The organism is Enterobacter cloacae complex sp. 394F7, from assembly GCF_057320385.1.
Genome location: NZ_JBXWCS010000045.1, coordinates 1 through 623, shown reverse-complemented (window position 1 = coordinate 623; position 623 = coordinate 1). Strand labels below are relative to the sequence as shown.

Below are 623 nucleotides of genomic sequence, written 5' to 3'. Positions count from 1 at the left end.
CTGCGGGTCGTAGTAGCGGAACAGGTTATAATGCAGCCCCGTTTCACCGTCAGCGTACTGCCCTGCATAGCGAAGCGGTTGATGCGCCATCGCCGTGCGGTTCACAACCCGTGAGAACCCTTCGCTCTGATGGCGTACCTCGCCAAAGCTGCCGTACTGGCCGCTCCAGCGTACCGCACCACGCTCGTCAGTCACCTCCAGCGGTGCGCCGTTCAGGTCGGTGTTGAACCAGTAAATCTCACCGCTGCTCTGGTCTCGGAGATGATCCACCCGCGCCAGCGGGCTCCAGGCTTCATTCGGGTCATAAATATACGTACTGCACAGCCCGCTCTCCTGCTGCTCCTGCAACAGACGGTAGCCCTGCCACAGGAAGCGCGTTACGGTGGTGCCGTGCGCGGTGGTGACGATTTTGCGGGTACGGCGGCCCAGCGCGTCGTAGTGATAGCGCGCCTCAAACCGCCCTTCCGGCCCGGTTCCGCGGGCGGACACCAGACGGTTCTCGGCGTCATACGCATAATGCTGTTCATACAGTCCGTTGCGGCGGCTGACCAGGTTGCCCCAGTGGTCGTATTTCATAAACAGCGCCTGCCAGTGCTGCAGGCGGTTATCCGTGACCGGTACCG

Annotated in this window: 1 protein-coding gene; it reads right to left on the bottom strand. The window is 62.1% G+C overall.

Features of this window, described 5'->3' with window-relative positions:
* Positions 1-623, bottom strand: a 623-nt coding sequence (locus AC2FAK_RS22950) for an RHS repeat domain-containing protein (RefSeq protein ID WP_320708487.1), incomplete at both ends; no start/stop codon positions are given.